Below are 21,066 nucleotides of genomic sequence, written 5' to 3' on the forward strand. Positions count from 1 at the left end.
CCCGGCTCGCGCCCTGTCCTCTCACAACTCTGGAGCATCCATGACACTGCCATCCGACCGCGATCACATCCCCGCGTCGTTCCCGCTTTCCCGTCGGGCGATCCTGGCGGCGTCTGCTTTCGCCGTCCCCGCCGTCGTCGCGGTCGGGACGAGCCCGGCCTTTGCCGCGTCGCAGCCGAATTCGCTCGCGCTTACGCTCTCGCCTTCCACCGTGGCTGCGGGTGAGACCACCGACGTGGTGGCGACGGTGACCGATTCGGCGGGTGCGCCCAAGGCCGGACAATCGGTCACGCTGACCTCGTCGTCGTCATCCATCACGTTCTCCGCCTCCACCGGCGTCACGCAGGGCGACGGCACCTTCCGCACGAAGGCGACCGTGGCCTCGTCGGCGAGCACGGGGAAGCCCACCATCTCTGCCGTCTCGGGGGGCGTGACCGCGGTCGCCACGCTGACGGTGGATACGTTCGCGATCACCACATCGGTGGCGCCCGTGTCGGGTGGGGGCATGCGTGTGACCTCGACCGTCCGCGACTCCGCCAGAAAGGTCGCCGTGGGGCGCACCGTGACGTTCTCCTCCCCCACGCGGGGGGTCTCGTTCGACAGCCCGTCGGGTGTGACCGACAGCAACGGACGGTGGACCTCGATGTTCAGCGCGACGAATACCACGCCGACGACTGCCACGATCGTCGGGACGAGCGGAGGGGTGGCATCGAGTTCCCCGTGGCCGATCCTCTCCATCACGGGCTCTCCCTCCCCGTCCTCCATGCAGTCCTACGTGCAGAGCCACTCGACCCTGCCACTGGCCGTCAAGTACGCGGACGGGCGGATCTTCGACGACACGGCGCTCTCCAACCTGATCTACGCGTCGACGACCTACTACAACGGCTACATGGGCACGAACGCTCAAGCCGGAGTCTCCAAGAGCGTCAATGTGAGGCTCGACGACACGACGAAGAGCGCGACGGTGTACTTCCACACGAACAGCATCACGGAGCGGGGCGTCGCCACGATCACGGTGAAGTGCAACGGCACGGTGGTCACGAGGACGGTCACGATCACCTGAACAGGGTCGCGGCGCGGCGGATGTTCGAGCCGCGACGGCTTTTCTGCGGTAGTCGCGGACCGCGGCGCGCAACGGGCGGATCGTCTGAAGGGTCGCACCCCGAGGGGTGCGACCCTTCACGCGTACTCGCAACGGTGTGCGGCGCCGGCGACTCGACGCGTCGACGCTAGTGATCAGCGTGCCCCTCGCGGGGGAACGCCTCAGCCGTCGCCGCGAGAGGCGGGTGAGATCGGCCATCGCGCGCTCGTCCGCAGGGTGAGACGCATGCGGGGAGCGGAGTTCATCTTGGGGTGAACTCCGATCCTCAGGCCGCGGTGGGCGCGCGACATCATCCGAGGAAGGCGAAGACGAGAGGGCATGTAAACATACAGTCTGAGAGGGTTCGTCCACTCGTCGAACCGCTGATCCTCGGGAGTTTCCATGTCGCATCGCAACGAGCAGAAATCGATCGCCTCACCGTCGAGTATTCCTCGACGGGCGGTTCTAGGGGCTTCGGCGGTCGCCGTTCCCGCCATCATGATGACCGCGTCGTCGCCCGCGGTGGCGGCGTCGGGCCAGACGATGGCCATCGTGCTGTCTCCCTCGTCGGTGATGGCCGGGGGCACCTCGTCGGTGGTCGTGACGCTCAAGAGCGCGGCGGGCGCTGCGGTGGTCGGACAAGCGGTGACGCTGTCGGCGGCGACGGGGGTATCGTTCTCACCGGCGACCGGCCCGACGCAGTCCGACGGCACTTTCCGCTCGACGCTCACGGTCGCCTCGACGCGTGCGGCCGGGACGGTCACCGTATCAGCGCTCGTCAGCGGGGCCAACGCGAGCGCGGCCCTGTTGGTCAAGACCGTGGCCGTGGCCGTGGCGGTCTCGCCGGCGTCGTCCGTGCGGGGTGATTCCGCGACGGTGACGGCGACGGTGAAGGATTCCAGCGGTGCTGTCCTGTCGGGCCGCGCGGTGACGTTGTCGACCTCGAGGTCCGGCGTGTCGTTCGCCGCGGCGAGTGGGACGACCAACGCGTCGGGACAGTTCTCCACCACGGTGAGGTCGACCACGGCGACGGCGGCGGGGGCGGCGACGCTCACCGCTACGTCGCTGGGGGCCTCGGGAAACGCGTCGTGGACGATGCTCGGGGTGAAGGTGGCGGTGGCGGTTTCGCCGTCGTCGATCGGCGCAGGCGGGGCTTCCGTCGTGACGGCGACGGTGACCGACTCCAACGGTGCCCCGCTGGCGAATCGTGCCGTGTCATGGGGAACCACGTACAGCAAAGTGGCTCTCAAGGACGCCAGCGGAACGACGAACGCGGCGGGGCAGGTGCAGACGACGCTGCAGACGCGAGGCAACACGCCGGTCGGGGCGGGAACGGTGTCGGCGTCGAGTCTGGGCGCGTCGGGAAGCGGCGCCTTCACGGTGTCGACACCGACCTTGGCCATCTCCGCACCCCCGGAGATCTCGGCCGGAGGCAACGCCACGATCAGTCTGTCGGGGTGGCCCGGGCGCGATGTCACGGTCACGAACAGCGGATCCGGTATCGGTTACCCCAACGGGCCCACCGCGATCTTCGCCGCCAATGGCTCTGCCAGCGTCGTCGTCAGCGTCAGCAACGCGGCCGTTCCGTCGGTGACCTTCACCGCGACCTCGTGGGGTCTGGTGGCGTCCACCACGGCGCGCGTGGGTCCGGCCGGCTCGGCGGGAGCCGGCGGCACCCGACTCGACCTGGCGACGTTCACCGACGGGATCAAGCCGTCGAGGAACCAGGTCGTCGACGCGCTCCTGTTCGATGTGCTGACCGCCAGCGGGACGACTGTGCCGTCGAACCAGTATCACGTTCTCGTTCCGAGCAGCGCACCGAGCGGGTTCGGATGGTTCGCCCTCAACGCGAGAGCCGGTGGGGGTGGCCTCACGGGCGGCTTCCGGGCGGTCTCTGCGGGGCAGTGGCTGGCTGGATCCGGGGCGGCCAACGAGTTCTCGGAGACGCTGGCGCTGCGCCGGCTCGACGGCGCGGCCTTCAACAATCGGAGCGTTCCGACCGGATCGGGCTCGGATTACATCACGGCTAAGTCGCGCACGGGGGCGGCCTTCTCGTACACTCCCGCGATCGGCCTCTTCGCCTTCGCGTTGAACGGCGCACAGTACGTCCGCTTCGAGTCCCGGGTCGCATGGGTGTGATGCGCGGATCCCGCTGAAGAAGAGAAACCGCTGGCCGCACTCGTCCCGGAAGGGAGAGTGCGGCCAGCGGCGTTCCACTCGCGTGAGTGTGCGCCCGCCCGTAACCACGCGCAGCGAAGAAGAAGGTCGTGCACGCCACGAGCGTCCACCGTTGCTGAGGCTCCCGGACAGCTCACGGGGCATCCCGGCGTCGGTACTCAGGCAGGGAGGAAAGAGCGGAAGCTACGCCTTCTCGTCTTCCAGAGTGTCGCTGTACTGATCGGCCCACTTGTCGATGTACGCGTCTTCACCCGGAGCGGGTGCACCCAATTCGCGCTCGAGAGCGGAGTAGTTCACCGAATAGGTGTCGTACTTCAGCTCACGGGCGATCTTGGTGTTCTTCGCCTTCTGACGGCCACGCCCCATGCGAGACCCCCTCACGATCGACGTCGAGGGCCGCGCTGTGGGCCCTGCGTATTGCGGTTCCGGACCGAGCCGGTAAGAGTAACAACCAGGATATCACGGCGCATTCCGGCCGAGCCGTCGTGCAGCGTCCGCCCGGATCACCGGGCACCCGAGAGGAGCCGCCATGACCGATCAGCCCCACCCTGTCCCCGCGGGACCGGTGATCGCGGGCGTCGTCCCCGGCCAGGCGTCACGGGTCGTGCGCGAAGCGGCGCGGTACGCCGGGCTCGCCGGGGTCGAGCTCGTGGTGGTGCACGTCGACACCACCCGGTTCGTGGCGTTCGAGGATCCCGACGGCTACGTGCACTCGTCGTCGGTCGACGTCGCGGGAGCAGCCGCGAAGGCCGCGCTCGAGGACGTGCGGCTGTCCGCCGTCGAGGCGCTGGGCGACCACGGGGTCACCTGGCGCGTGCGCCAGGAGATCGGCGATCCGGCGCTCGCCCTGATGCGACTCGCGGATGAGATGGGGGCGTCGCTCCTCGTCGTGGGTACGCGCAAGCGCGGGCTGGGGGAGTCGCTGCGCGAGTTCCTCACCGGATCCGTCGCCGCGCGGTTGAGCCACCGTCAACGCCGACCGGTGCTCGTCGTCCCGCAGGACGACCCGGTCGGCGCCGACGATCAGCTGCCGTGGGAGTGAGGCGTCAGCCGCGCATCGCGCGAGTGACCGCCTCCGACGCCTGACGCAGTGCCGCCTCGATCTCGTCGACTCCGGATGCCGCGAGCTCCCCGCCGCGGGTGACGTGCGACCGCAGCTCCGATCGCACACGGCCGCGGAACTCGTTGATCGCCGCATCGGCGCGTGAGAGCTGTTCACGACTTCTGACGCGGGGGTCGTCGGTGGGGGTGGCGTGCGCCTGCTCCCGCTCCTCGCGGGACGCGGCGGCGAGATCCGCGCGCAGGCTGCGCATGGCATCCCGCACGCTTCCGCGCACCTCGTCTGCGATCAGGCGGACGCTGTCGGCCAGACCCGCCTGGATGCCCTCGAGGTCGCCGGTGCGATTCGCGACCTCGGCGCGCCCGGCATCCGTGATCTCGTAGACGGTCTTCCGCCCGTCGACGGCTTTCGTGACCAGACCCTCTTCTTCCAGCTTGGACAGTCGGGGGTAGATGGTGCCGGCGGATGGCGCGTAGGTGCCGCCGGTGCGCTCGGTGAGTGCCTGCATGAGGTCATAGCCGTGGCGCGGCGCCTCATCGAGCAGACTCAGGATGTACAGGCGCAGGTCGCCGTGGGAGAAGACGGGGCTCATCACCACTCCTCCTCTCCGGCGAGTTCCTCGGGCCGCAGGCCCGAGATCCCGCGTCGGAGAACCGTGATCTCGCCGGAGACGGTGTTGGCGCGCACGTCGACGAACGATCCCGCGAGCGCACCCGTCGAGCCGGTGTAGTTGGTAGGGCCCTTCCCCGACCGCACCTGACCGTCGATCTGCACGCGGCCGCTGACCGAGCGGGAGACGTAGTTGGCCGGGAGGGAGCGGTCGAGTCGCACGGTGGCCGTGCCGCTGACGGAGTTGAGACTGATCGACTGGGTGGTCCCGCTGGAGTCGACGAGCATCGCTCCCGACACCGTGTCGATCGAGGCCTTGGTGATGCGGCCCGTGGCCGCGACGTCGCCCGAGACGCTGTTGGCGCTCAGGGCGCCGTCGAGCTCGCGCACCTGCACGTCGCCCGAGACGGCGTTGAGGTCCACGTCGCCGACGAGGCCGTCGACCATGATGTCGCCCGAGACGGTGTTCAGGCGCACGTCGGTGCGAAGGCCCGCGACGAGCGCGCTCGCGCTGACGACGCCGAGGGTCAGCGCGACGGTGCGGGGAACGGCGACGCTGACCTCTGCCTTGGGGCCGCCGGCGCCGAAGTTGCGGAACACTTCGAGGAAGTTGTCCCACCGCAGCTGCGGGTGGTCGATCTCGAGGCGGCCGTCGACGACCTCGATACGGAGGTCTTTGACGGTGACGCCGTGTACTTCGATGCGCGTGTCGGGCTCATCGTGGGCGATGACGTCGACCTGTCCGCCGACGAGGCCGATCTTGAGCTCACGCACGGCATCGAGGTCGATGACGCGCGTCTCTCCGGGGTGGATGATCCATTTCTCCATGACTGAGGCTCCTCACTCGCGATATATCGCGTTAGACCGAGTATCGCGATATATCGCGTTCGCGTCAACCCGCTCGGGGTGTGAGGTCGCTGAGTGCGACGCGCACCTTGTCAACCCGCGTCGGCGCTTCCGCCCCCGCCCGTAGCGTCGGTGTCCCGGATGGAAGGAGAGACGATGCCTCAGGGAAGAGGGTCCAGCAGTCTTAAAGACCCCGAGCTCTACGAGGAGCTGCGTCAGCAGGGCGATTCGAAGGAGAAGGCCGCGCGCATCTCGAACGCCGCTGCCGCCCGCGGGCGCGACAAGGTCGGCGAGAAGGGTGGGCACGCCGAGAACTACGACGATCGCACCGTCGCCGAGCTGAAGAAGCGGGCGAAAGAGCTCGGGATCACCGGCTACTCGGGCAAGAAGAAGGCGGAGTTGATCGACCTGCTCCGAAACCACTGACGCGATGGCCCGCCTGATCCGCGTCCGACCGTACGAAGACCCGGGCTACCGCCGGGTGCGGTCGGGTTCGGGGTTCCGATTCGTCGACCACACCGGTGCGGCCGTGCCCGAGCGCGACGCCGAGCGTGCGCGCGGCCTGGTCATCCCTCCGGCCTGGCGCGAGGTGTGGATCGCCAAGGACGCCAACGCCCATATCCAGGCGGTCGGCACCGACGAGGCCGGCCGACGGCAGTACACGTACCATGCCGACTGGTCGAAGCGGCAGGACAAGGGCAAGTTCGCGCGTGCCCTTCAGTTGGCCGAGACTCTGCCGCGGGCACGTGCTCGTGTGACGCAGTCGTTACGTCGCGCCGAGGTGGACCGTGAGCGCGTACTGGCGGTGTCGTTCCGGTTCCTCGACCTCGTCGCCCCGCGCGTGGGCAACGCGCGCTACTTCGTCACGAACGGCAGTCGCGGTCTCACGACCCTGCAGAGACGGGATGCCACGGTTGACGGCGACCTGATCCGCCTGTCGTTCCCGGCGAAGAGCGGTAAGCGCGCCGAGCTGTCGGTGCGCGATGCGGAGCTGGCATCCATCGTCGGGGAACTCGCTCTCGGCCGCTCGCGCGCCGCGCTGCTCAGCTACAAGCGGGGCCGCCGGCGAGTACCCCTCACCACCGGCGACGTCAACGCGTACGTGCGCTCGCTCACCGGGGGGCCCTTCAGTGCCAAGGACTTCCGCACGCTTCGCGGCACGATCCTGGCGGCCGAGTCGTTGGCCGCTGCGGGAGCCGTGGGCGGAAAGAACGAGCGGAAGAAGGTCGAGGTCGCGGCGGTGCGGGCGACGGCCGAGGCCCTCGGCAACACCCCCGCCGTCGCCCGCGCGAGCTACATCGACCCCCGCGTGTTCGCGCTCTACCGCAAGGGCCGCACCATGGAGCTCGGCGGATCGAAGGATGCCGCGATCCGGCGGCTGATCCTGGGGGAGTGACCGCGTCCCCTGGCGTGGCAAGCGCGGCAATTGGGGCGGGCGTAAGCTCTGTCCTCCGTGCGACCCCGGTCGGCATCCGCGGTCGCACGGACGACGTCGTGCACATCGATGATTCGCGCGGTCGCCGGGCGCATGGAGGGTCGACGCCGGGCCCGGCGTAGGGTGGCGCGGTGACCATGTGGCGTGACGTCGTCCTCGTCGCCGTGGGTGGCGCGATCGGCACTGCCCTGCGTGCGGGCACCACCCTCGCGCTCGGTGACGACCTGGGGTCGGCCCTGGTGCCGCTCATCAACATCCTCGGGGCGTTCGCCATCGGCATCCTGTTCGGGTGGCGGTCCCGGATGCCGGCATCCTCACGCGTGCAGCGCGTGCAACTCTTCCTCGGCACCGGCGTACTCGGCGGCTTCACGACCTACAGCGCGCTCGCCGTCGAGGCGGCGGAACCGGGCCTGCTGTGGTGGGGCATCGGCTCGGTGGTGCTCGGCACGGGGGCGGCGTGGGGTGGCCTGCTTCTCGGACGCGGCCGGCGGCGACAGCGATGACGCCCGCCGTCTTCGTCGCGGTGGCGGTCGCGGGGGGCGTCGGCGCGGCGCTGCGTTTCCTGCTCGACACCGCGGTGCGGCGCGCGACCGGGGATCGCTTCCCGTGGGGGATTCTCGTCGTGAACGTCACGGGGGCGTTCGTCCTCGGCATCCTGAGCATGCTTCCGGCGGACGAGGCCTGGCGGTGGATCGTGGGCACGGGGCTGCTCGGCGGATACACGACCTTCAGCGCGGTCGCGGTCACCACGGTGCTGCTGGCGGAGGAGGGACGATCGACGACGGCGACCACCTATGCGGCGGTGTCGTTCGTGGGGTCGCTCATCGCGGCGGCGGCGGGGCTGGCACTCGGCGCGCTGTTCTGAGGCGTGCGGTCCCTTCGACAGGCTCAGGCACCTTCGACAGGCCCGAGGATCTTCGGCAGGCTCGGGGACCTTCGTGCGGGCGAGGGGATCGACCCCGCAGGGGCCGGGGACGGTCAGCACTCCCGCGTCGGTTCGCGCCGTCGCGAGACTGATCCACAGCGGCGGGCCCCTCCCGGCCCGCTCGCCGCCGCGCATGGGATACTTGCCCCGATACATCTCTGTATCGAATCTCGACTCCCGAAGGGTGCTTCGTGTCGTATCTGGCCGTCTTGAGCCTGAAGAATCGCGCCCTCATCGCCCTGGTCACGATCGTGGCGGCGATCTTCGGCGGCCTGGCTCTGACGAGCCTCAAGCAGGAACTCATCCCCTCGATCGAGTTCCCCCAGCTCGCCGTCGTCACGACCTACCCCGGCGCGTCGCCTGAGGTCGTCGAGGCCGACGTGTCCACACCCATCGAGAACGCCATCCGCGGCGTCGAAGGGCTCGAATCCACGACCGCGACCAGCACGACGAACTCCTCCATCGTCTCGGCGTCCTTCACCTACGGCACCGATCTCGCCGGCGCGCAGCAGAAGATCCTCGCGGCGATCGCCCGGATCGACGACCAACTGCCCGACTCGGCCGACACCACCGTCGCCTCCGCGAGCATCGACGACTTCCCCGTCATCCAGCTCGCCGTCACCGGGTTCGACGACGCCCAGGCCACGCAGTCGGTGCTGCAGACCAGCGTCATCCCCGATCTCGAGGACGTCGACGGCGTCAACGGCGCCCAGATCGTCGGCGGCTCCGGTCAGCGCGTCACCATCACCCCTGACTCCACGCGTCTCGGCGAACGCGGCTTCAGCCAGGGGGCGATCACCGATGCCCTGGATGCCAACGGCATCCTGTTCCCGGGCGGCTCGCTCACCGAGGGTGAGCAGACCCTCACCGTACAGACGGGCGCGAAGCTGACGAGCGTCGACGAGATCGCCGCCCTCCCGCTCGTGCCGACGGATGCGGCACAGTTCGCAGAGGGCCAGACCACGATCGGCGACGTCGCCGCGGTGGAACTGCAGTCGGATCCGACGACCACCCTCTCCCGCGTCGACGGACAGCCGGCCCTCACCATCGCCGTCACCAAGCTCCCCGCCGCCAACACCGTCGACGTTTCGCGCGGGGTGCTCGCGGTGCTGCCCACGCTCGAGTCCGCGCTCGGTCAGGGTGCGACCTTCACGGTCGTCTTCGACCAGGCCCCGTTCGTGCAACAGTCCATCGACGCCCTCGCGCAAGAGGGTCTGCTCGGCCTCGTCTTCGCCGTCGTGGTGATCCTGGTGTTCCTCATGTCGGTGCGATCGACGCTGGTCACCGCGATCTCGATCCCGACGAGCGTGCTCATCACCTTCGTCGGGCTCCAGGCCTTCGGCTACTCCCTCAACATCCTCACCCTCGGCGCCTTGACGATCGCGATCGGTCGTGTCGTCGACGACTCCATCGTGGTGATCGAGAACATCAAACGCCATTACGTGGGCGATGCCGAGAAGATCCCCACCATCATCCGCGCGGTGCGCGAAGTGGCGGCGGCCATCACGGCATCCACGATCACCTCGGTCGCGGTGTTCCTGCCGATCGCCTTCGTCGGCGACGTCACGGGCGAACTGTTCCGGCCGTTCTCGCTCACCGTGACGATCGCGATGGCGGCGTCGCTGCTGGTGTCGTTGACGATCGTGCCCGTGCTCGCGTCGTGGTTCTTGAAGCCCGGAAAGGTGATCCGGGATGCCGACGGCAACCCGATCGACCCCGAAGCCGCCGACGCGCCGCCCACGCGTCTGCAGAAGGCCTACGTCCCGGTGCTGAGCTGGACCCTCAAGCACTCGTGGGTGACCCTGACCCTGGCGGTCCTCGTGCTCGGCGGCACGCTGGCGTCCGTTCCGCTGCTGAAGACCGACTTCCTCGGGGACTCCGGCCAGAACACCTTCACCGTCACGCAGAAGATCGGGTCCGCGCCCAGCCTGGATGCCGAAGACGCGGCGGCCCAGAAGGTCGAGGCCGTGCTGCTCGACACCCCCGGCGTGCAGACGGTGCAGACGTCGATCGGCTCGAGCGGGTCGGCACTGCGCGACGCCTTCTCGGGTGGCGGAACCGGCATCACGTACTCGATCACGTCGGAGTCCGGCACCGATCAGGTCGAATTGCGCGAGCGCGTGCGCACCGACCTCGAGGCGCTCACGGATGCCGGTGAGATCGAGGTGCGCGCCGCCGGCGGCGGCTTCGGGTCCACCGACATCACCGTCGACGTCACCGCCCCCGACTCGCAATCCCTCCAGCAGGCGAGCGACGCGGTCGTGGCGGGCCTGGAAGGACGGGACGGCATCGGACAGGTCACCAGCAGCCTGTCGGCATCCCTTCCCTTCGTGTCGGTGCGGGTCGATCGCGACGCCGCCGCCGAACGCGGACTGTCGGAGCGTGCCGTGGGTGCCCTGGTGTCGGGGGCGCAACAGCCCCGACAGGCCGGTACGGTCGAGCTCGACGGTCGCGGCGTGACCGTGTACCTCGCCACCGCGAACCCCCCGCAGACCATCGACGACCTCCGCGCTCTCGAGATCCCCAGCGCACGCGGTGCCGTGCGCCTCGATGAGATCGCCACCGTCGAGCAGAGTCAGACTCCCCCCTCGATCACGACCTCGCGCGGGCTGCGCACGGCATCCATCACCGTCACGCCCACCTCCGACGACCTCGGCAGCTCGTCCGGAACCGTCACCGACGCCCTCGCGGTCGTCTCACTGCCCGACGGGGCGACCGCCGAGGTCGGTGGTGTCGTGACCGACCAGCAGGACGCGTTCGCGCAGCTCGGGTTGGCGCTGCTGGCGGCCATCCTCATCGTCTACGTCGTGATGGTGGCGACCTTCAAGTCGCTGCGGCAGCCGCTCGAGCTGCTCGTCTCGGTGCCGTTCGCCGCCACCGGGGCGATCATCATGCTGCTGATCACGGGGGTTCCCCTCGGCGTCGCCGGCATGATCGGCGCCCTGATGCTCGTCGGCATCGTCGTGACCAACGCCATCGTGCTCATCGACCTGGTCAACCAGTACCGGGCGCGTGGTCTGAGCGTGCACGACGCGACCATCGTCGGCGGCGCCCGACGCCTGCGGCCCATCCTGATGACCGCGCTCGCCGCGATCTTCGCGTTGGTGCCCATGGCGCTGGGGATCACCGGACACGGCGGCTTCATCTCGCAGCCGCTCGCGGTCGTGGTGATCGGCGGGCTCGTCTCCTCCACGTTCCTGACCCTGCTGGTGCTCCCGACCCTCTACAACCTCATCGAAGGGGCGAGCGAGCGGCGCCGAGAGCGTCGAGCCAGGCGCTCCGACGCCGCGAGCGAGTCAGCGAGCGACGACGAGCATCCGGTGACACGTCGCGAGTTCCGCGCGCAACACTGACGACGCGCGGCCGGAGCGCTATCCGCCATCGCAGCGGAGAAGCGCCCGGCACCGCCGCGCTGGCGAGACGACGCCGCCGCGATGAACCGGTGTCGGTGCCCACCCGGCGTGGCGCCAGGTGCCGGTCGCGGTGATCCCGGTCGGGGGCCGGCGCGCGACGAGGGGCGACGCCGGCGAAGCGTGCGCGCGCGGCCCTCGTCTGTTGCGTCGGTCGCCGCAGACCGCTGCGACGACGTTCGCCGGCCGCGGGCGAGGGCTGCATGATCGCCACGGTGCGGCGGACGCGAGGCGGAGTCGATCGGCGGGGGCCGCCGACGGGGAGGCGCCGGCTGCGACCGGCGACCGTCAGGCGGATGCGACGGGGCGTGTCGAGCGCGTCGCGGCGGGCGACACCTCCGGCGTGCGGGTCGGCGCGAGCCGCGACGGAGGCGAGCGTATGCGTGAGCATTCCCGACCAGGCGAACATCGCGCTGCACGAGATCGTCTCGAACAGGGCGAGATTGATCGTGGCGGTGACGAAGAGCGTGATGGACAGAGCGAGCCAGACGAGCGCGACACCGGTGCTGATCGCCATGCGGATACCGAGGCGGCGCAGCATGACGGGTGCGCTCGCGAGAAGGACGAGGAAGCCGAGCACCATCATCGCGGCCACGCGGTCGTGGAGGTCTTTGTCGGTGTTCAGCGGCACGCACCCCACGAGGGCCAGGTTGATGCCGACCGTGTTCAGGCAGACGCAGGCGAGGGTCGCGGACCCGCGGCGCACGCGTCCACGTCCGAGGCGACGGATATCCCGGCGCACGAAGAACGCGAACACAACGACCATTGATCCGCTTACTTTGAGCGTCGTATTGAACAATGCGCTCGAGAAATCGCCGAAGATGCCGAGCTGGCTGAAATGGAGTTGCCACCACAGCGGGTCGCTGGTGGTGGCCATGGAAAGCAGGAGGCCGCCGAGCAGAACCGACAGCACGGCCGTTCCGACGTGCAGCGACGGCAGCGCCGCGAGGCGGCGGGAGAGTCCTCCGAGACGCGGCAGGGGAAGGATTTCGGGGTCGACTGACGGGAGCGCGGTGCTCATGTGGGGGAGTCTTTCCTCGGGACGGAACGGGACCCCCAGAACGTGGGATCCTCGGCCCCCGTCGGCTTCAAGTGGATTTCGCCAAGAGAGCCATGGTTCTCGGCCGCCCCGGCCTCGACGGAAACCGTCAAGGCAAATGGTAGCTTTTGTCCGACCGAATTGGAGAGGCCTGTTCTTTTCTTTCCCCCAGGTCAATAAAGAAATCGCTTGTCCCCCAAATGGGGGACAAGCGATGGTCTTCACGAGAAGCGGATGCCCCATTCCCGCGACAGGGTGGCTCCCGGTTGAAGGGCATCGAGGTCCGTTCCGGTGGCGAAGGCGTTCGCCGGTGCCGTCATGGGTTCGATGGCGACGGCGAGCGGTTGCCCCGGGTACCGGTCGGTGGTGAAGACCTGAACCCACCGGAAGCCCTCGTCCTGCCACAGCTCCAGGCGCCTCCCGTCGGGGGCGGTGAGCGTGTGCCGCGCGCGGCCGTCGGCATCCTGCTCCAGGCCGCGATAGCCGTTGTCGAGCGACGCGTCACCGAGGCGCTGCCCGCCGCGCAGATCGTTCGCGGCGCTGACGGGTACTTCGTCGACGGGGATGTTGCGCTCGTCCAGCACCAGCGTCGTCGTGCCCGTCGAAGCCACCACGAGGTCTTCGGTCGGCACCCCGCCGATCTGCAGGTACGGGTGCACGCCCAGCGCGACCGGGGCGGTTCTCGCGCCGATGTTCTCGACGCGGTGCGCGACGTGGAGTCCGTCGTGCCGGAGCGTGTAGGTGACCCGCGTGCGCAGGTGGAACGGATACCCCGTCTGCGGCACGACATCGGCGCCGAGGACGAGGCGCTCGTCGTCGTGCTCGAGGGACTGGTAGGTGCCGAAGCGCAGCAGACCGTGGCTGGCGTTGCCGAACTTCGGCTCGCTGATCGCGAGCTGCAGGTCGTCGCCGGCGAAGGTGTACCTGCCATCGCGGATGCGATTGGGCCACGGCACGAGCACGACCCCGGATGCCGCGGGCGTGGGCGCGTCGTCGGGATAGGGCGGCACGAGGTCGACGCCGTCGACGGTGAGCGCCCGCAGGGCGGCGCCGACCTGGGTGATCTCGGCGGAGGAGTGGGGACCGCGCAGGTGGAAGCGCTGTCCGGTGGGATCGGCGATCATGACCGGGCCTTTCTCTTTCGGGGCGGGCGCTGCAGCCACGGCCGCAGCAGGCGGGTGACCCACGGGAGCACCGCGTAGGTCATCACCGGGGTGAGCAGGAGGGTCGTCGCCAGGACGCGCAGCACGAGCGGGATCTCGGCGAATCCCGGCACGAATCCCAGCAGCCATGAGGCCAGCAGATTGGTGGGGAAGAATCCGACCCAGATCGTCACGGCCTGCTTCCACCGCGGCGGCGCGGCGGGCACCGGCTGCTGCACGGGGGAGGTCGTGGCATCCGTGGACGCGAGCACTGAGCCGAACGAGGCGTCGAACCACCCTTCGATGCCGGTGCGCCGCTCGACGCGCTCCTCGCGGGCGAAGGGACGGCCGGAGTCGAGCCACCACTGCCGCGGCGAGGACGTCTCCCACCCCTCGAGGGTCGTCATGTCGCGGAACCGGTAGAGCATGTACCAGAGGTCGCTGTCTTCGCCCGCGCGCACCCAGCCCGAGCCGAGGAAGCCCGGGAACGCGGTCGCGAGGTCGGTCCCGGCCTGCATCCAGGAGGTCGCTTCGGCGGTGCGCGTCGGGTCGATGCGCCGCTCGATCGCCACCGTGATGGGGTGGGCGTCGGTGTCTGCCATGCGTCCATCTTCGCGGAGGTGCGCGGGCGCGTGTCGCGAATGGTGCGGCGTACTGCCCCCTCGTCCCACTTCCGCGGAGCGTGTCCCGCGTGTGGCTGCTCCGAGCGGGTGGGAGTCGCCACACGTAGGACACGGGTCGCCGGAGGACGCATGGATGCCATTCCCAGGCGCGACCGGTAGCGTGGGGCGGTCGGCTCTGGACACCGCGTGTGATGCGCGGATGGGTTTGTGAGTTCAAGGGGCCGATGGACAGGACGCGGATCGCGGCCTCGACCATCATCAGTGAATGGCCCCCGGCCGACGATAGTCCGGGTTTTGCACCGCCGTGCGGTGCTGCTGTCTCGCGCGAAACAGAACCCAGAAGGACATCGTCATGCCCAAGAACAAGAAGCCCGCCGGCGGTCGACCCGCCAAGAACTTCGAGCCCCGCTACGCCGCGCAGACCTCGTTCCAGGACCGCAAGCGTCGCCCCGGTACCGAGGCTCCCACCAAGCCCGGCAGCAAGAGCGCCGGCCACCGCGGTTACCGCCCCGAGGCGGAGTCCTCCGGTGACAAGGGTCGCTGGAACGCCTCCGACCGCGCCGGCCGCGCCGAGGCCCGCAACATCCGCACCTCGGCGCGCGATGACCGCCCGGCCCGTTCGTTCGAGGACCGTCCGGCTCGTTCGTTCGACCGCAGTGACCGTCCGGCTCGTTCGTTCGACCGCAGTGACGAGCGTCCTCGTCGTGACGCCGGTGAGCGTCCTGCGCGTTCGTTCGACCGGACCGATCGTCCTACACGTTCGTTCGACCGGACCGATCGCCCTGCGCGTTCGTTCGACCGCACCGACCGTCCCGCTCGTTCGTTCGATCGTGACGAGCGTCCTCGTCGTGACGCCGGTGAGCGTCCTGCGCGTTCGTTCGACCGGACCGATCGCCCCGCGCGTTCCTTCGACCGCACCGACCGTCCTGCTCGTTCGTTCGACGAGCGTCCCGCGCGTTCGTTCGAGCGTCGCGACGAGCGTCCCGCCCGAGGCGACGACCGTCCGGCTCGTTCGTTCGACCGCGCCGATCGCCCGGCTCGTTCGTTCGATCGTGACGAGCGTCCTCGTCGTGACGCCGGTGAGCGTCCTGCCCGTTCTTTCGACCGCACCGATCGCCCCGCTCGTTCGTTCGACCGGACCGATCGCCCCGCTCGTTCGTTTGATCGTGACGAGCGTCCTCGTCGTGATGCCGGTGAGCGTCCTGCGCGTTCGTTCGACCGCACCGATCGCCCGGCTCGTTCGTTCGACGAGCGTCCCGCCCGTTCGTTCGAGCGTCGCGACGAGCGTCCCGCCCGAGGCGACGACCGTCCGGCTCGTTCGTTCGACCGGACCGACCGCCCCTCGCGTTCGTTCGACCGGACCGATCGCCCCGCGCGTTCGTTCGATCGTGACGAGCGTCCCCGTCGTGACGCCGGTGAGCGTCCCGCTCGTTCGTTCGACCGCAGCGACCGCCCGGCTCGTTCGTTCGACGACCGCCCGCGCCGAAACGACGGCCCGAGCCGCAGCGACGGCCCGAGCCGCAGCGACTGGAACAACACCCCGAAGCGCTCCGCCGAGCACGAGCAGCGCGTCGACGTGGTGCACGAGCGTCTCCAGGCGCAGGCAGTGGATGCCGCGACCGAGACCGGTGCCGGCTTCGCCGAGCTCGGCCTCGGCGACAACCTGGTGCGCGCCCTCGCGAGCCTCGGAGCGGCGAGCCCCTTCCCCATCCAGGCCGCCACGGTGAAGCCCATCCTCGACGGCCGCGATGTCCTGGCGCGCGGCCGCACCGGCTCGGGCAAGACGATCGCCTTCGGCGCCCCGCTCGTCGAGCGGATCCTCCGCGCTCAGGCCGGTCAGCGTCGTGAGTTCGGACGCTCGCCCAAGGCGCTCATCCTGGCGCCGACCCGCGAGCTCGCCCTGCAGATCGACGGCACCGTCCAGGTGCTCGCGCGCAGCGTCGGCCTCTTCACCACGCAGATCTACGGTGGCGTGCCCCAGGCACGTCAGGTGGGTGCGTTGAAGAAGGGCGTCGACATCGTCATCGGCACCCCGGGCCGCATCGAGGACCTGCTCAACCAGGGCAAGCTCGACCTCTCGCAGGTGCAGGTGACCGTGCTCGACGAGGGCGATCACATGTGCGAGCTCGGCTTCCTCGAGCCCGTGCAGCGCATCCTGCGCGCCACCGCCGACGGCAGCCAGAAGCTGTTGTTCTCGGCCACGCTCGACCGCGAGGTCGCGGCGCTCGTCGACGAGTTCCTCGTGGAGCCCGCCGTCTACGAGGTCGCCGGCGAAGACCAGGACTCCGGCACGATCGAGCACCGCGTGCTCGTGATCGACCACCGCGACAAGGCCGAGATCCTCGGCTCGCTCGTCGACCGCGCGGGTAAGACGCTCGTCTTCGCCCGCACCCGCGCATACGCCGAGATGCTCGCCGAGCAGTTCGACGGTGCCGGTATCGCCGCGGTTGCCCTGCATGGCGACCTGAACCAGCAGAAGCGCACGCGCAATCTCGAGAAGCTCACCTCGGGACGCGTCAACGTGCTCGTCGCCACCGACGTCGCCGCCCGCGGCATCCACGTCGACGACATCGACCTGGTCATCCAGGCCGACGCGCCCGACGAGTACAAGACGTACCTGCACCGCTCGGGTCGCACCGGTCGCGCCGGTCGCAGTGGCACCGTGGTGACCCTCATCACCCGTCAGCGTCAGCGTCGCATGACCGAACTGCTCGACCGGGCCGAGATCCAGGCGCCGTTCGAGCCGGCGCAGCTCGGCGACGACCTGATCGAGGAGATCTCGGGTCGCCAGCTCGCCGACGTCACCTCGTAACCGTCACGCGCACCGAGACCCCCGTCGCTTCACGCGGCGGGGGTCTCTGCGTTCAGAAGAGCGTCGGCTCGCTCGCCGGCGCGACCTGGGGGCGCGCGGATGCGATGACCCCGGTGCTTCGCACGGGCCCCAAGCTGCCGCCCGACGGAGTGCGGGCAGCCAATCCCGGTTGCGGGCGGCCGCGGGGGTGGTCGTCTTCGTCCCACCCGTCGAGTCGGTGCATGCGCAGCAGGGGGCGCATGCGTTTGCCGAGCCACGTGCGGTACGCCTTGGGAGCGGTGGCGGATACGCCGGGGTACAACCCGAGGTAGGACGACACCAGGTGCGGATGCTCGCGCTCGAGCCACTGCAGGAACCACTGCTTCGCCCCCGGACGCAGATGCAGGGCTCCGTAGACGACGCGAGCTGCGCCGGCCGCGCGAATGCGCGCGAGGGCGTCGTCGAGCACGGGGATCGAGTCGGTGAGGTGCGGCAGGATCGGCATGAGGAAGACCGTGACGCGGAAACCCGCGGCCGTCGCCGCGCGGACGGTGTCGAGTCGCGCGTCGGCGCTGGGCGTCCCGGGCTCGATCGAGTGCTGCAGGGCGTCGTCGAAGACGGCGATCGACATCGCGAGCGTGACCTTGACCTCGCGGGATGCGTCGGTCAGCAGCGGCAGGTCTCGCCGCAGCAGAGTGCCCTTGGTGAGGATCGAGAACGGGGTGCCGTTCTCGGTGAGCGCCCCCACGATGTCGGGCATGAGCCGGTAGCGCCCCTCGGCCCGCTGATACGGGTCGGTGTTCGTGCCGAGCATGACGGGCTCGCGAGCCCAGGAGCCGCGACGGAGCTCTGTTCGCAGCACGTCGGCGACGTTGATCTTGACCACGATCTGCGAATCGAATTCTGCGCCGTAATCGAGGTCGAGGTATTCATGCGTCTTTCGAGCGAAGCAGTAGACACATTGATGAGTGCAGCCCCGGTAGGGATTGACGGTCCAATCGAACGGCATTGCAGAGGCGCCGGGAACGCGATTGAGGGCACTCTTCGCCATCACCTCGTGGAAGGTCATCCCGGCGAACTCGGGTGTCGTCACCGACCGCACCAGGCCGTCCATTCGCTCCATGCCGGGGAGTGCGGCCGTGTCGTCGACGCCCAATTGCTGCCTTTGCCACCTCATTCTCACAGTCGAACACATGTTCGAAGGCATCGCAAGCGTGTCGCGCGGTCACTCGTACATCCGGGGTCTCCCGCTCCGGATAGTCGACCCTCACAGAATCCCGCGGGACAATGGAATCGATGATGTCCCCCGATCCCGAGCTCTCCCCCCGCCGCGCCGCGCGCGCGGAGGCCGAGCGACTCGCGACCGCGGCTCTGACAATCACACCGGCGGCAGACGCGCCGACCCGCCGACAGCTGCGGGCGGAGAGTGGTCTTGCCGCCGAACAGGAGGGGTCCGGCATCCGGGCCCTCCTCGCCGTCCGCGGACTGACACTCGCCGCTCGACGACGGCGCGCGGGCGTGCTGGCGGCCGCCATGCTCATCGTGGTGGCCGGGGCCGTGGCGATCGGGGCCGCTGCGTCGGCGGGTGGCGCTGGCCCGGTCGCGGAAAGCGCGGACGTCGACGCATCGACGCTCGTCGCGGGGCCGCCCGCCGTCCCCGACGAGGGTCTACCGGTTCCGCAGATCGCTGCTGTCGCGGCGACCGCGACCCCGTGCGACGACCCGGCGTTCACCGCGGCGCTCGCCTCGGGCGATGACGCGGCCGCCATCGCCGCAGCGGGAGGGGGGAGCGCCTTCCGAGCGGCCGTGGCGGCCGGTGTCGCTCCCTGCGTCTCGCTGTCGGATCCGAACCGCGAGTGGGTCGTCGTCAACAAGCAACGCCCTCTCGATCCGCTCGACTATCGCGCCGGCGATCTCGTCATGCCGCAGAACGTTCGAGCGCTCGAGGAGTCGTCGCTGCGCTCCGCTCCCGCGAGCGCCCTGACCGAGTTGGTGCGGGCCGCATCCGATGCGGGGGCGGGCGAGATCGGATACCTCAGCGCGTTCCGCTCGTACGCGACGCAGCAGTCGACCTACGCCGGTCGCGTCGACGTGGGCGGCGTCGAAGAGGCCGACCGTGAGAGCGCCCGCGCGGGCTACAGCGAGCATCAGACGGGGCTGGCCGTCGACATCGTTCCGTGCGACGGCTCGTGCGGGACCCTCGACGACATCGCCTCGTCATCGCAGGGGGCGTGGGTGCGGGATCACGCGTGGGAGTACGGCTTCATCACGCGCTACGCCGAGGGCCGTGAGAGCGTCAGCGGATACCTGCCCGAAGCATGGCATCAGCGCTACATCGGTCGCGAGCTCGCCCGCGCTTACCACGAAGGCGGGTACACCACGCTCGAGGAGTTCTTCGGTCTGCCGGCGGCACCGACGTACTGAGCGAGCGGATGCCTGGCCTGACGGCATCCACTTGCTTGCATCCGAGGATGCTGAGCCTGTCGAAGCCTCCGGTCGTGTCGGCCTCCGGCCCCTTCGACGGGCTCAGGGGCCTGGGGGAGAGTCCGGTCGTGCGGCCCGTCGACAGGCTCAGGGGCCTGGGCGCGATGACGTCCGTCAGTTGACGACGCCGGCGCTGCAGGTCTGCTGTGCCGCGCTCGACCCGCTGATCGACGGCGGCAGCGCGACCGCTCCGGTCGTGGGATCGACGGTGCCCGGCTCGACCTCCTCGACGGGCGGGGTCTCGCCCGGCGATTCTTCGGGCGCCGGTGTCGGGTCGGCGACCACGGTGCCGCCGTTCACGGCGACGTCTCCGGTGACCTCGATCGCCTGGTTCGCCGCGAGGGCATCCCAGAGCACCTGCGCTGCCTCCCAGTTGGGGGCGACGCGGTTGGCATCCGAACTCGCGGTGACCGTCGGGTACTGCACGAAGACGATGTCCTCGAACGGCACGTCCTTGACCGCCTGGGCCACCTGCACGAGCGTGAGGGGATTGGTGAGGCTCTGCGTCGGGGTGACGTTGCGCAGGCCCGTGGATGCCAGCCGGAACAGCGTCGCGGGGTTGGACAGCACCTCCTCGCTGACGAGCTTGCGCGCCAACCGCGACATGTACTGCTGCTGGTTGCTCACCCGGGCGAGGTCGCTGCCGCCGACGCCATAGCGGGTGCGAAGGAACTGGAGAGCCTCGACCCCCTGAATGGTGCGGGGGCCGGCCTCCCAGTCGATGCCGGTGTTCTCGTCGCGCATGGCGCTGGCGAGGCAGATCTCGACGCCGCCGATGGCGTTGGTGATCTCGATGACCCCCCCGAAGGTGACCATCGCACCGAACTGGATCTGCTGGCCGCTCATGTCGGAGATCGCCGTGATGACGCACGATAGGCCGCCATAGGTGTAGAGCTCGTTGATCTGCAGGTACCCGCCGTCGAAGCGGCCGCCGTCCGAGGTGTCGCACGCGGGTGCTTCGAACACCAGGTCGCGTGGGAACGACACCACCGTGACCTTTCGCGGGGCGTCCGAGATGTGCACGAGGATGTTGACGTCGTTGAGGCGCCCCTCGGAGTCGGGCCCCTCGCAGCGCTCGCCGAAGAGAGCGATGAGGTTCTCTTCGCACGCGTCGATCCCGACGACCATCATGTTGACGCCGCCCTCGAGTTGGCCCAGGTCGGGCGGCACGGGCGGCTGGTTCTCGACCACGACCGCCTCGTCGACGAACTCGGCGGTGAGGTCGTAGGCGGTGTACGACACGACGCCGATCACGGATACGACGGCGACCACCGCGGCCACCGCGAGGAGGGTGGCGAGCTGACCGAGCGGATGCGGGGAGCGCAAGCGTGCGTGCTGTGCGACGGGGCGACGGCGCCGGGGCATAGCGAACTCCTCACGTTTTCCGCAGTATAGCGACGCGGGATGCCGAGGCCCGGGCGCGGCACGACCACCCCGTCGCTG

18 protein-coding genes are annotated in these 21,066 nt (G+C 69.6%); 10 read left to right on the forward strand and 8 right to left on the reverse strand.

Annotated elements, in window-relative coordinates; genetic code table 11:
* Positions 1-63: 63 nt before the first annotated feature.
* Positions 64-741, reverse strand: coding sequence for a hypothetical protein (locus MT347_RS00655; protein WP_243497148.1), 678 nt, complete (start codon positions 739-741; stop codon positions 64-66).
* Between the two features lie 22 nt (positions 742-763).
* On the opposite strand from MT347_RS00655, the gene MT347_RS00660 reads away from it, so the two are divergent.
* Both MT347_RS00660 and MT347_RS18525 read left to right on the forward strand, forming a co-directional pair.
* Complete coding sequence (locus tag MT347_RS00660) at positions 764-1,063, forward strand: hypothetical protein (RefSeq protein ID WP_243497150.1); 300 nt, start codon at positions 764-766, stop codon at positions 1,061-1,063.
* A gap of 591 nt (positions 1,064-1,654) precedes the next feature.
* Entirely contained in the window at positions 1,655-3,220 is a 1,566-nt protein-coding gene (locus tag MT347_RS18525; protein ID WP_374206480.1) for an Ig-like domain-containing protein, read from the forward strand.
* Between the two features lie 222 nt (positions 3,221-3,442).
* Here the strand turns inward: MT347_RS18525 and MT347_RS00675 are convergent, their stop codons facing one another.
* Positions 3,443-3,625, reverse strand: a complete 183-nt coding sequence (locus MT347_RS00675) for a DUF3073 family protein (protein ID WP_243497157.1) — start codon at positions 3,623-3,625, stop codon at positions 3,443-3,445.
* Between the two features lie 163 nt (positions 3,626-3,788).
* Here MT347_RS00675 and MT347_RS00680 point away from each other — a divergent pair, with 163 nt between their 5' ends.
* A complete protein-coding gene (locus tag MT347_RS00680) occupies positions 3,789-4,301 on the forward strand; it encodes a universal stress protein (RefSeq protein ID WP_243497159.1) in 513 nt (170 codons plus the stop codon).
* A gap of 4 nt (positions 4,302-4,305) precedes the next feature.
* On the opposite strand, the gene MT347_RS00685 is transcribed toward MT347_RS00680, so the two are convergent.
* Both MT347_RS00685 and MT347_RS00690 read right to left on the reverse strand, forming a co-directional pair.
* Positions 4,306-4,911, reverse strand: coding sequence for a PadR family transcriptional regulator (locus tag MT347_RS00685; protein WP_243497160.1), 606 nt, complete (start codon positions 4,909-4,911; stop codon positions 4,306-4,308).
* Positions 4,911-5,756, reverse strand: a complete 846-nt coding sequence (locus MT347_RS00690; RefSeq protein ID WP_183418693.1) for a DUF4097 family beta strand repeat-containing protein — start codon at positions 5,754-5,756, stop codon at positions 4,911-4,913. The genes MT347_RS00685 and MT347_RS00690 overlap by 1 nt, the downstream gene beginning before the upstream one ends.
* A 174-nt stretch (positions 5,757-5,930) precedes the next feature.
* Between MT347_RS00690 and MT347_RS00695 the strand changes: the two genes are divergently transcribed.
* The 5 genes from MT347_RS00695 to MT347_RS00715 all read left to right on the forward strand — a co-directional run bounded on the left by MT347_RS00695 (position 5,931) and on the right by MT347_RS00715 (position 11,487).
* Positions 5,931-6,200 (forward strand): Rho termination factor N-terminal domain-containing protein, encoded by a 270-nt coding sequence (locus tag MT347_RS00695; protein ID WP_243497162.1) that lies wholly within the window; start codon positions 5,931-5,933, stop codon positions 6,198-6,200.
* Between the two features lie 4 nt (positions 6,201-6,204).
* A complete protein-coding gene (locus tag MT347_RS00700; protein WP_243497163.1) occupies positions 6,205-7,170 on the forward strand; it encodes a DNA topoisomerase IB in 966 nt (321 codons plus the stop codon).
* 176 nt (positions 7,171-7,346) lie between these two features.
* Entirely contained in the window at positions 7,347-7,712 is a 366-nt protein-coding gene (locus tag MT347_RS00705) for a CrcB family protein (protein WP_243497983.1), read from the forward strand.
* Entirely contained in the window at positions 7,709-8,074 is a 366-nt protein-coding gene (locus tag MT347_RS00710; protein ID WP_243497164.1) for a CrcB family protein, read from the forward strand. Before MT347_RS00705 ends, MT347_RS00710 begins: the two co-directional genes overlap by 4 nt.
* 251 nt (positions 8,075-8,325) lie before the next feature.
* Positions 8,326-11,487 (forward strand): efflux RND transporter permease subunit, encoded by a 3,162-nt coding sequence (locus tag MT347_RS00715; RefSeq protein ID WP_243497165.1) that lies wholly within the window; start codon positions 8,326-8,328, stop codon positions 11,485-11,487.
* 1,317 nt (positions 11,488-12,804) lie between these two features.
* On the opposite strand, the gene MT347_RS00725 is transcribed toward MT347_RS00715, so the two are convergent.
* Positions 12,805-13,707: an aldose 1-epimerase family protein gene (locus MT347_RS00725; RefSeq protein WP_243497166.1), complete on the reverse strand. Its 903-nt coding sequence runs from the start codon at positions 13,705-13,707 to the stop codon at positions 12,805-12,807.
* A complete protein-coding gene (locus tag MT347_RS00730; RefSeq protein ID WP_243497167.1) occupies positions 13,704-14,327 on the reverse strand; it encodes an antibiotic biosynthesis monooxygenase in 624 nt (207 codons plus the stop codon). The genes MT347_RS00725 and MT347_RS00730 overlap by 4 nt, the downstream gene beginning before the upstream one ends.
* Before the next feature lie 373 nt (positions 14,328-14,700).
* On the opposite strand from MT347_RS00730, the gene MT347_RS00735 reads away from it, so the two are divergent.
* Positions 14,701-17,160, forward strand: coding sequence for a DEAD/DEAH box helicase (locus MT347_RS00735; RefSeq protein ID WP_243497168.1), 2,460 nt, complete (start codon positions 14,701-14,703; stop codon positions 17,158-17,160).
* A gap of 52 nt (positions 17,161-17,212) precedes the next feature.
* On the opposite strand, the gene MT347_RS00740 is transcribed toward MT347_RS00735, so the two are convergent.
* Positions 17,213-18,316, reverse strand: coding sequence for an Rv2578c family radical SAM protein (locus tag MT347_RS00740; RefSeq protein ID WP_243497169.1), 1,104 nt, complete (start codon positions 18,314-18,316; stop codon positions 17,213-17,215).
* Between the two features lie 119 nt (positions 18,317-18,435).
* Between MT347_RS00740 and MT347_RS00745 the strand changes: the two genes are divergently transcribed.
* The gene (locus MT347_RS00745) at positions 18,436-19,563 is read left to right on the forward strand and encodes a M15 family metallopeptidase (protein WP_243497170.1); all 1,128 of its coding nucleotides are present in this window, start codon (positions 18,436-18,438) and stop codon (positions 19,561-19,563) included.
* Positions 19,564-19,737: 174 nt separating this feature from the next.
* Here the strand turns inward: MT347_RS00745 and MT347_RS00750 are convergent, their stop codons facing one another.
* Positions 19,738-20,988 carry an LCP family protein gene (locus tag MT347_RS00750; RefSeq protein ID WP_243497171.1) on the reverse strand — a complete coding sequence of 417 codons (1,251 nt, stop codon included), beginning with the start codon at positions 20,986-20,988 and terminating at the stop codon, positions 19,738-19,740.
* Between the last annotated feature and the right edge of the window lie 78 nt (positions 20,989-21,066).

It is taken from the genome of Microbacterium sp. VKM Ac-2923 (assembly GCF_022815605.1).
Lineage (GTDB): Bacteria > Actinomycetota > Actinomycetes > Actinomycetales > Microbacteriaceae > Microbacterium.

Excerpts from the sequence above, each read along its gene's own strand:
- MT347_RS00750 (WP_243497171.1), bottom strand. The coding sequence starts at position 20,988 with ATGCCCCGGCGCCGTCGCCCCGTCGCACAGCACGCACGCTTGCGCTCC.
- MT347_RS00705 (WP_243497983.1), top strand. The coding sequence starts at position 7,347 with ATGTGGCGTGACGTCGTCCTCGTCGCCGTGGGTGGCGCGATCGGCACT.
- MT347_RS00740 (WP_243497169.1), bottom strand. The coding sequence starts at position 18,316 with ATGAGGTGGCAAAGGCAGCAATTGGGCGTCGACGACACGGCCGCACTC.
- MT347_RS00680 (WP_243497159.1), top strand. The coding sequence starts at position 3,789 with ATGACCGATCAGCCCCACCCTGTCCCCGCGGGACCGGTGATCGCGGGC.
- MT347_RS00690 (WP_183418693.1), bottom strand. The coding sequence starts at position 5,756 with ATGGAGAAATGGATCATCCACCCCGGAGAGACGCGCGTCATCGACCTC.
- MT347_RS00660 (WP_243497150.1), top strand. The coding sequence starts at position 764 with ATGCAGTCCTACGTGCAGAGCCACTCGACCCTGCCACTGGCCGTCAAG.
- MT347_RS00745 (WP_243497170.1), top strand. The coding sequence starts at position 18,436 with ATGATGTCCCCCGATCCCGAGCTCTCCCCCCGCCGCGCCGCGCGCGCG.
- MT347_RS00735 (WP_243497168.1), top strand. The coding sequence starts at position 14,701 with ATGCCCAAGAACAAGAAGCCCGCCGGCGGTCGACCCGCCAAGAACTTC.
- MT347_RS00675 (WP_243497157.1), bottom strand. The coding sequence starts at position 3,625 with ATGGGGCGTGGCCGTCAGAAGGCGAAGAACACCAAGATCGCCCGTGAG.
- MT347_RS00710 (WP_243497164.1), top strand. The coding sequence starts at position 7,709 with ATGACGCCCGCCGTCTTCGTCGCGGTGGCGGTCGCGGGGGGCGTCGGC.
- MT347_RS00730 (WP_243497167.1), bottom strand. The coding sequence starts at position 14,327 with ATGGCAGACACCGACGCCCACCCCATCACGGTGGCGATCGAGCGGCGC.
- MT347_RS00725 (WP_243497166.1), bottom strand. The coding sequence starts at position 13,707 with ATGATCGCCGATCCCACCGGACAGCGCTTCCACCTGCGCGGTCCCCAC.
- MT347_RS00685 (WP_243497160.1), bottom strand. The coding sequence starts at position 4,911 with ATGAGCCCCGTCTTCTCCCACGGCGACCTGCGCCTGTACATCCTGAGT.
- MT347_RS00700 (WP_243497163.1), top strand. The coding sequence starts at position 6,205 with ATGGCCCGCCTGATCCGCGTCCGACCGTACGAAGACCCGGGCTACCGC.
- MT347_RS18525 (WP_374206480.1), top strand. The coding sequence starts at position 1,655 with ATGGCCGGGGGCACCTCGTCGGTGGTCGTGACGCTCAAGAGCGCGGCG.
- MT347_RS00695 (WP_243497162.1), top strand. The coding sequence starts at position 5,931 with ATGCCTCAGGGAAGAGGGTCCAGCAGTCTTAAAGACCCCGAGCTCTAC.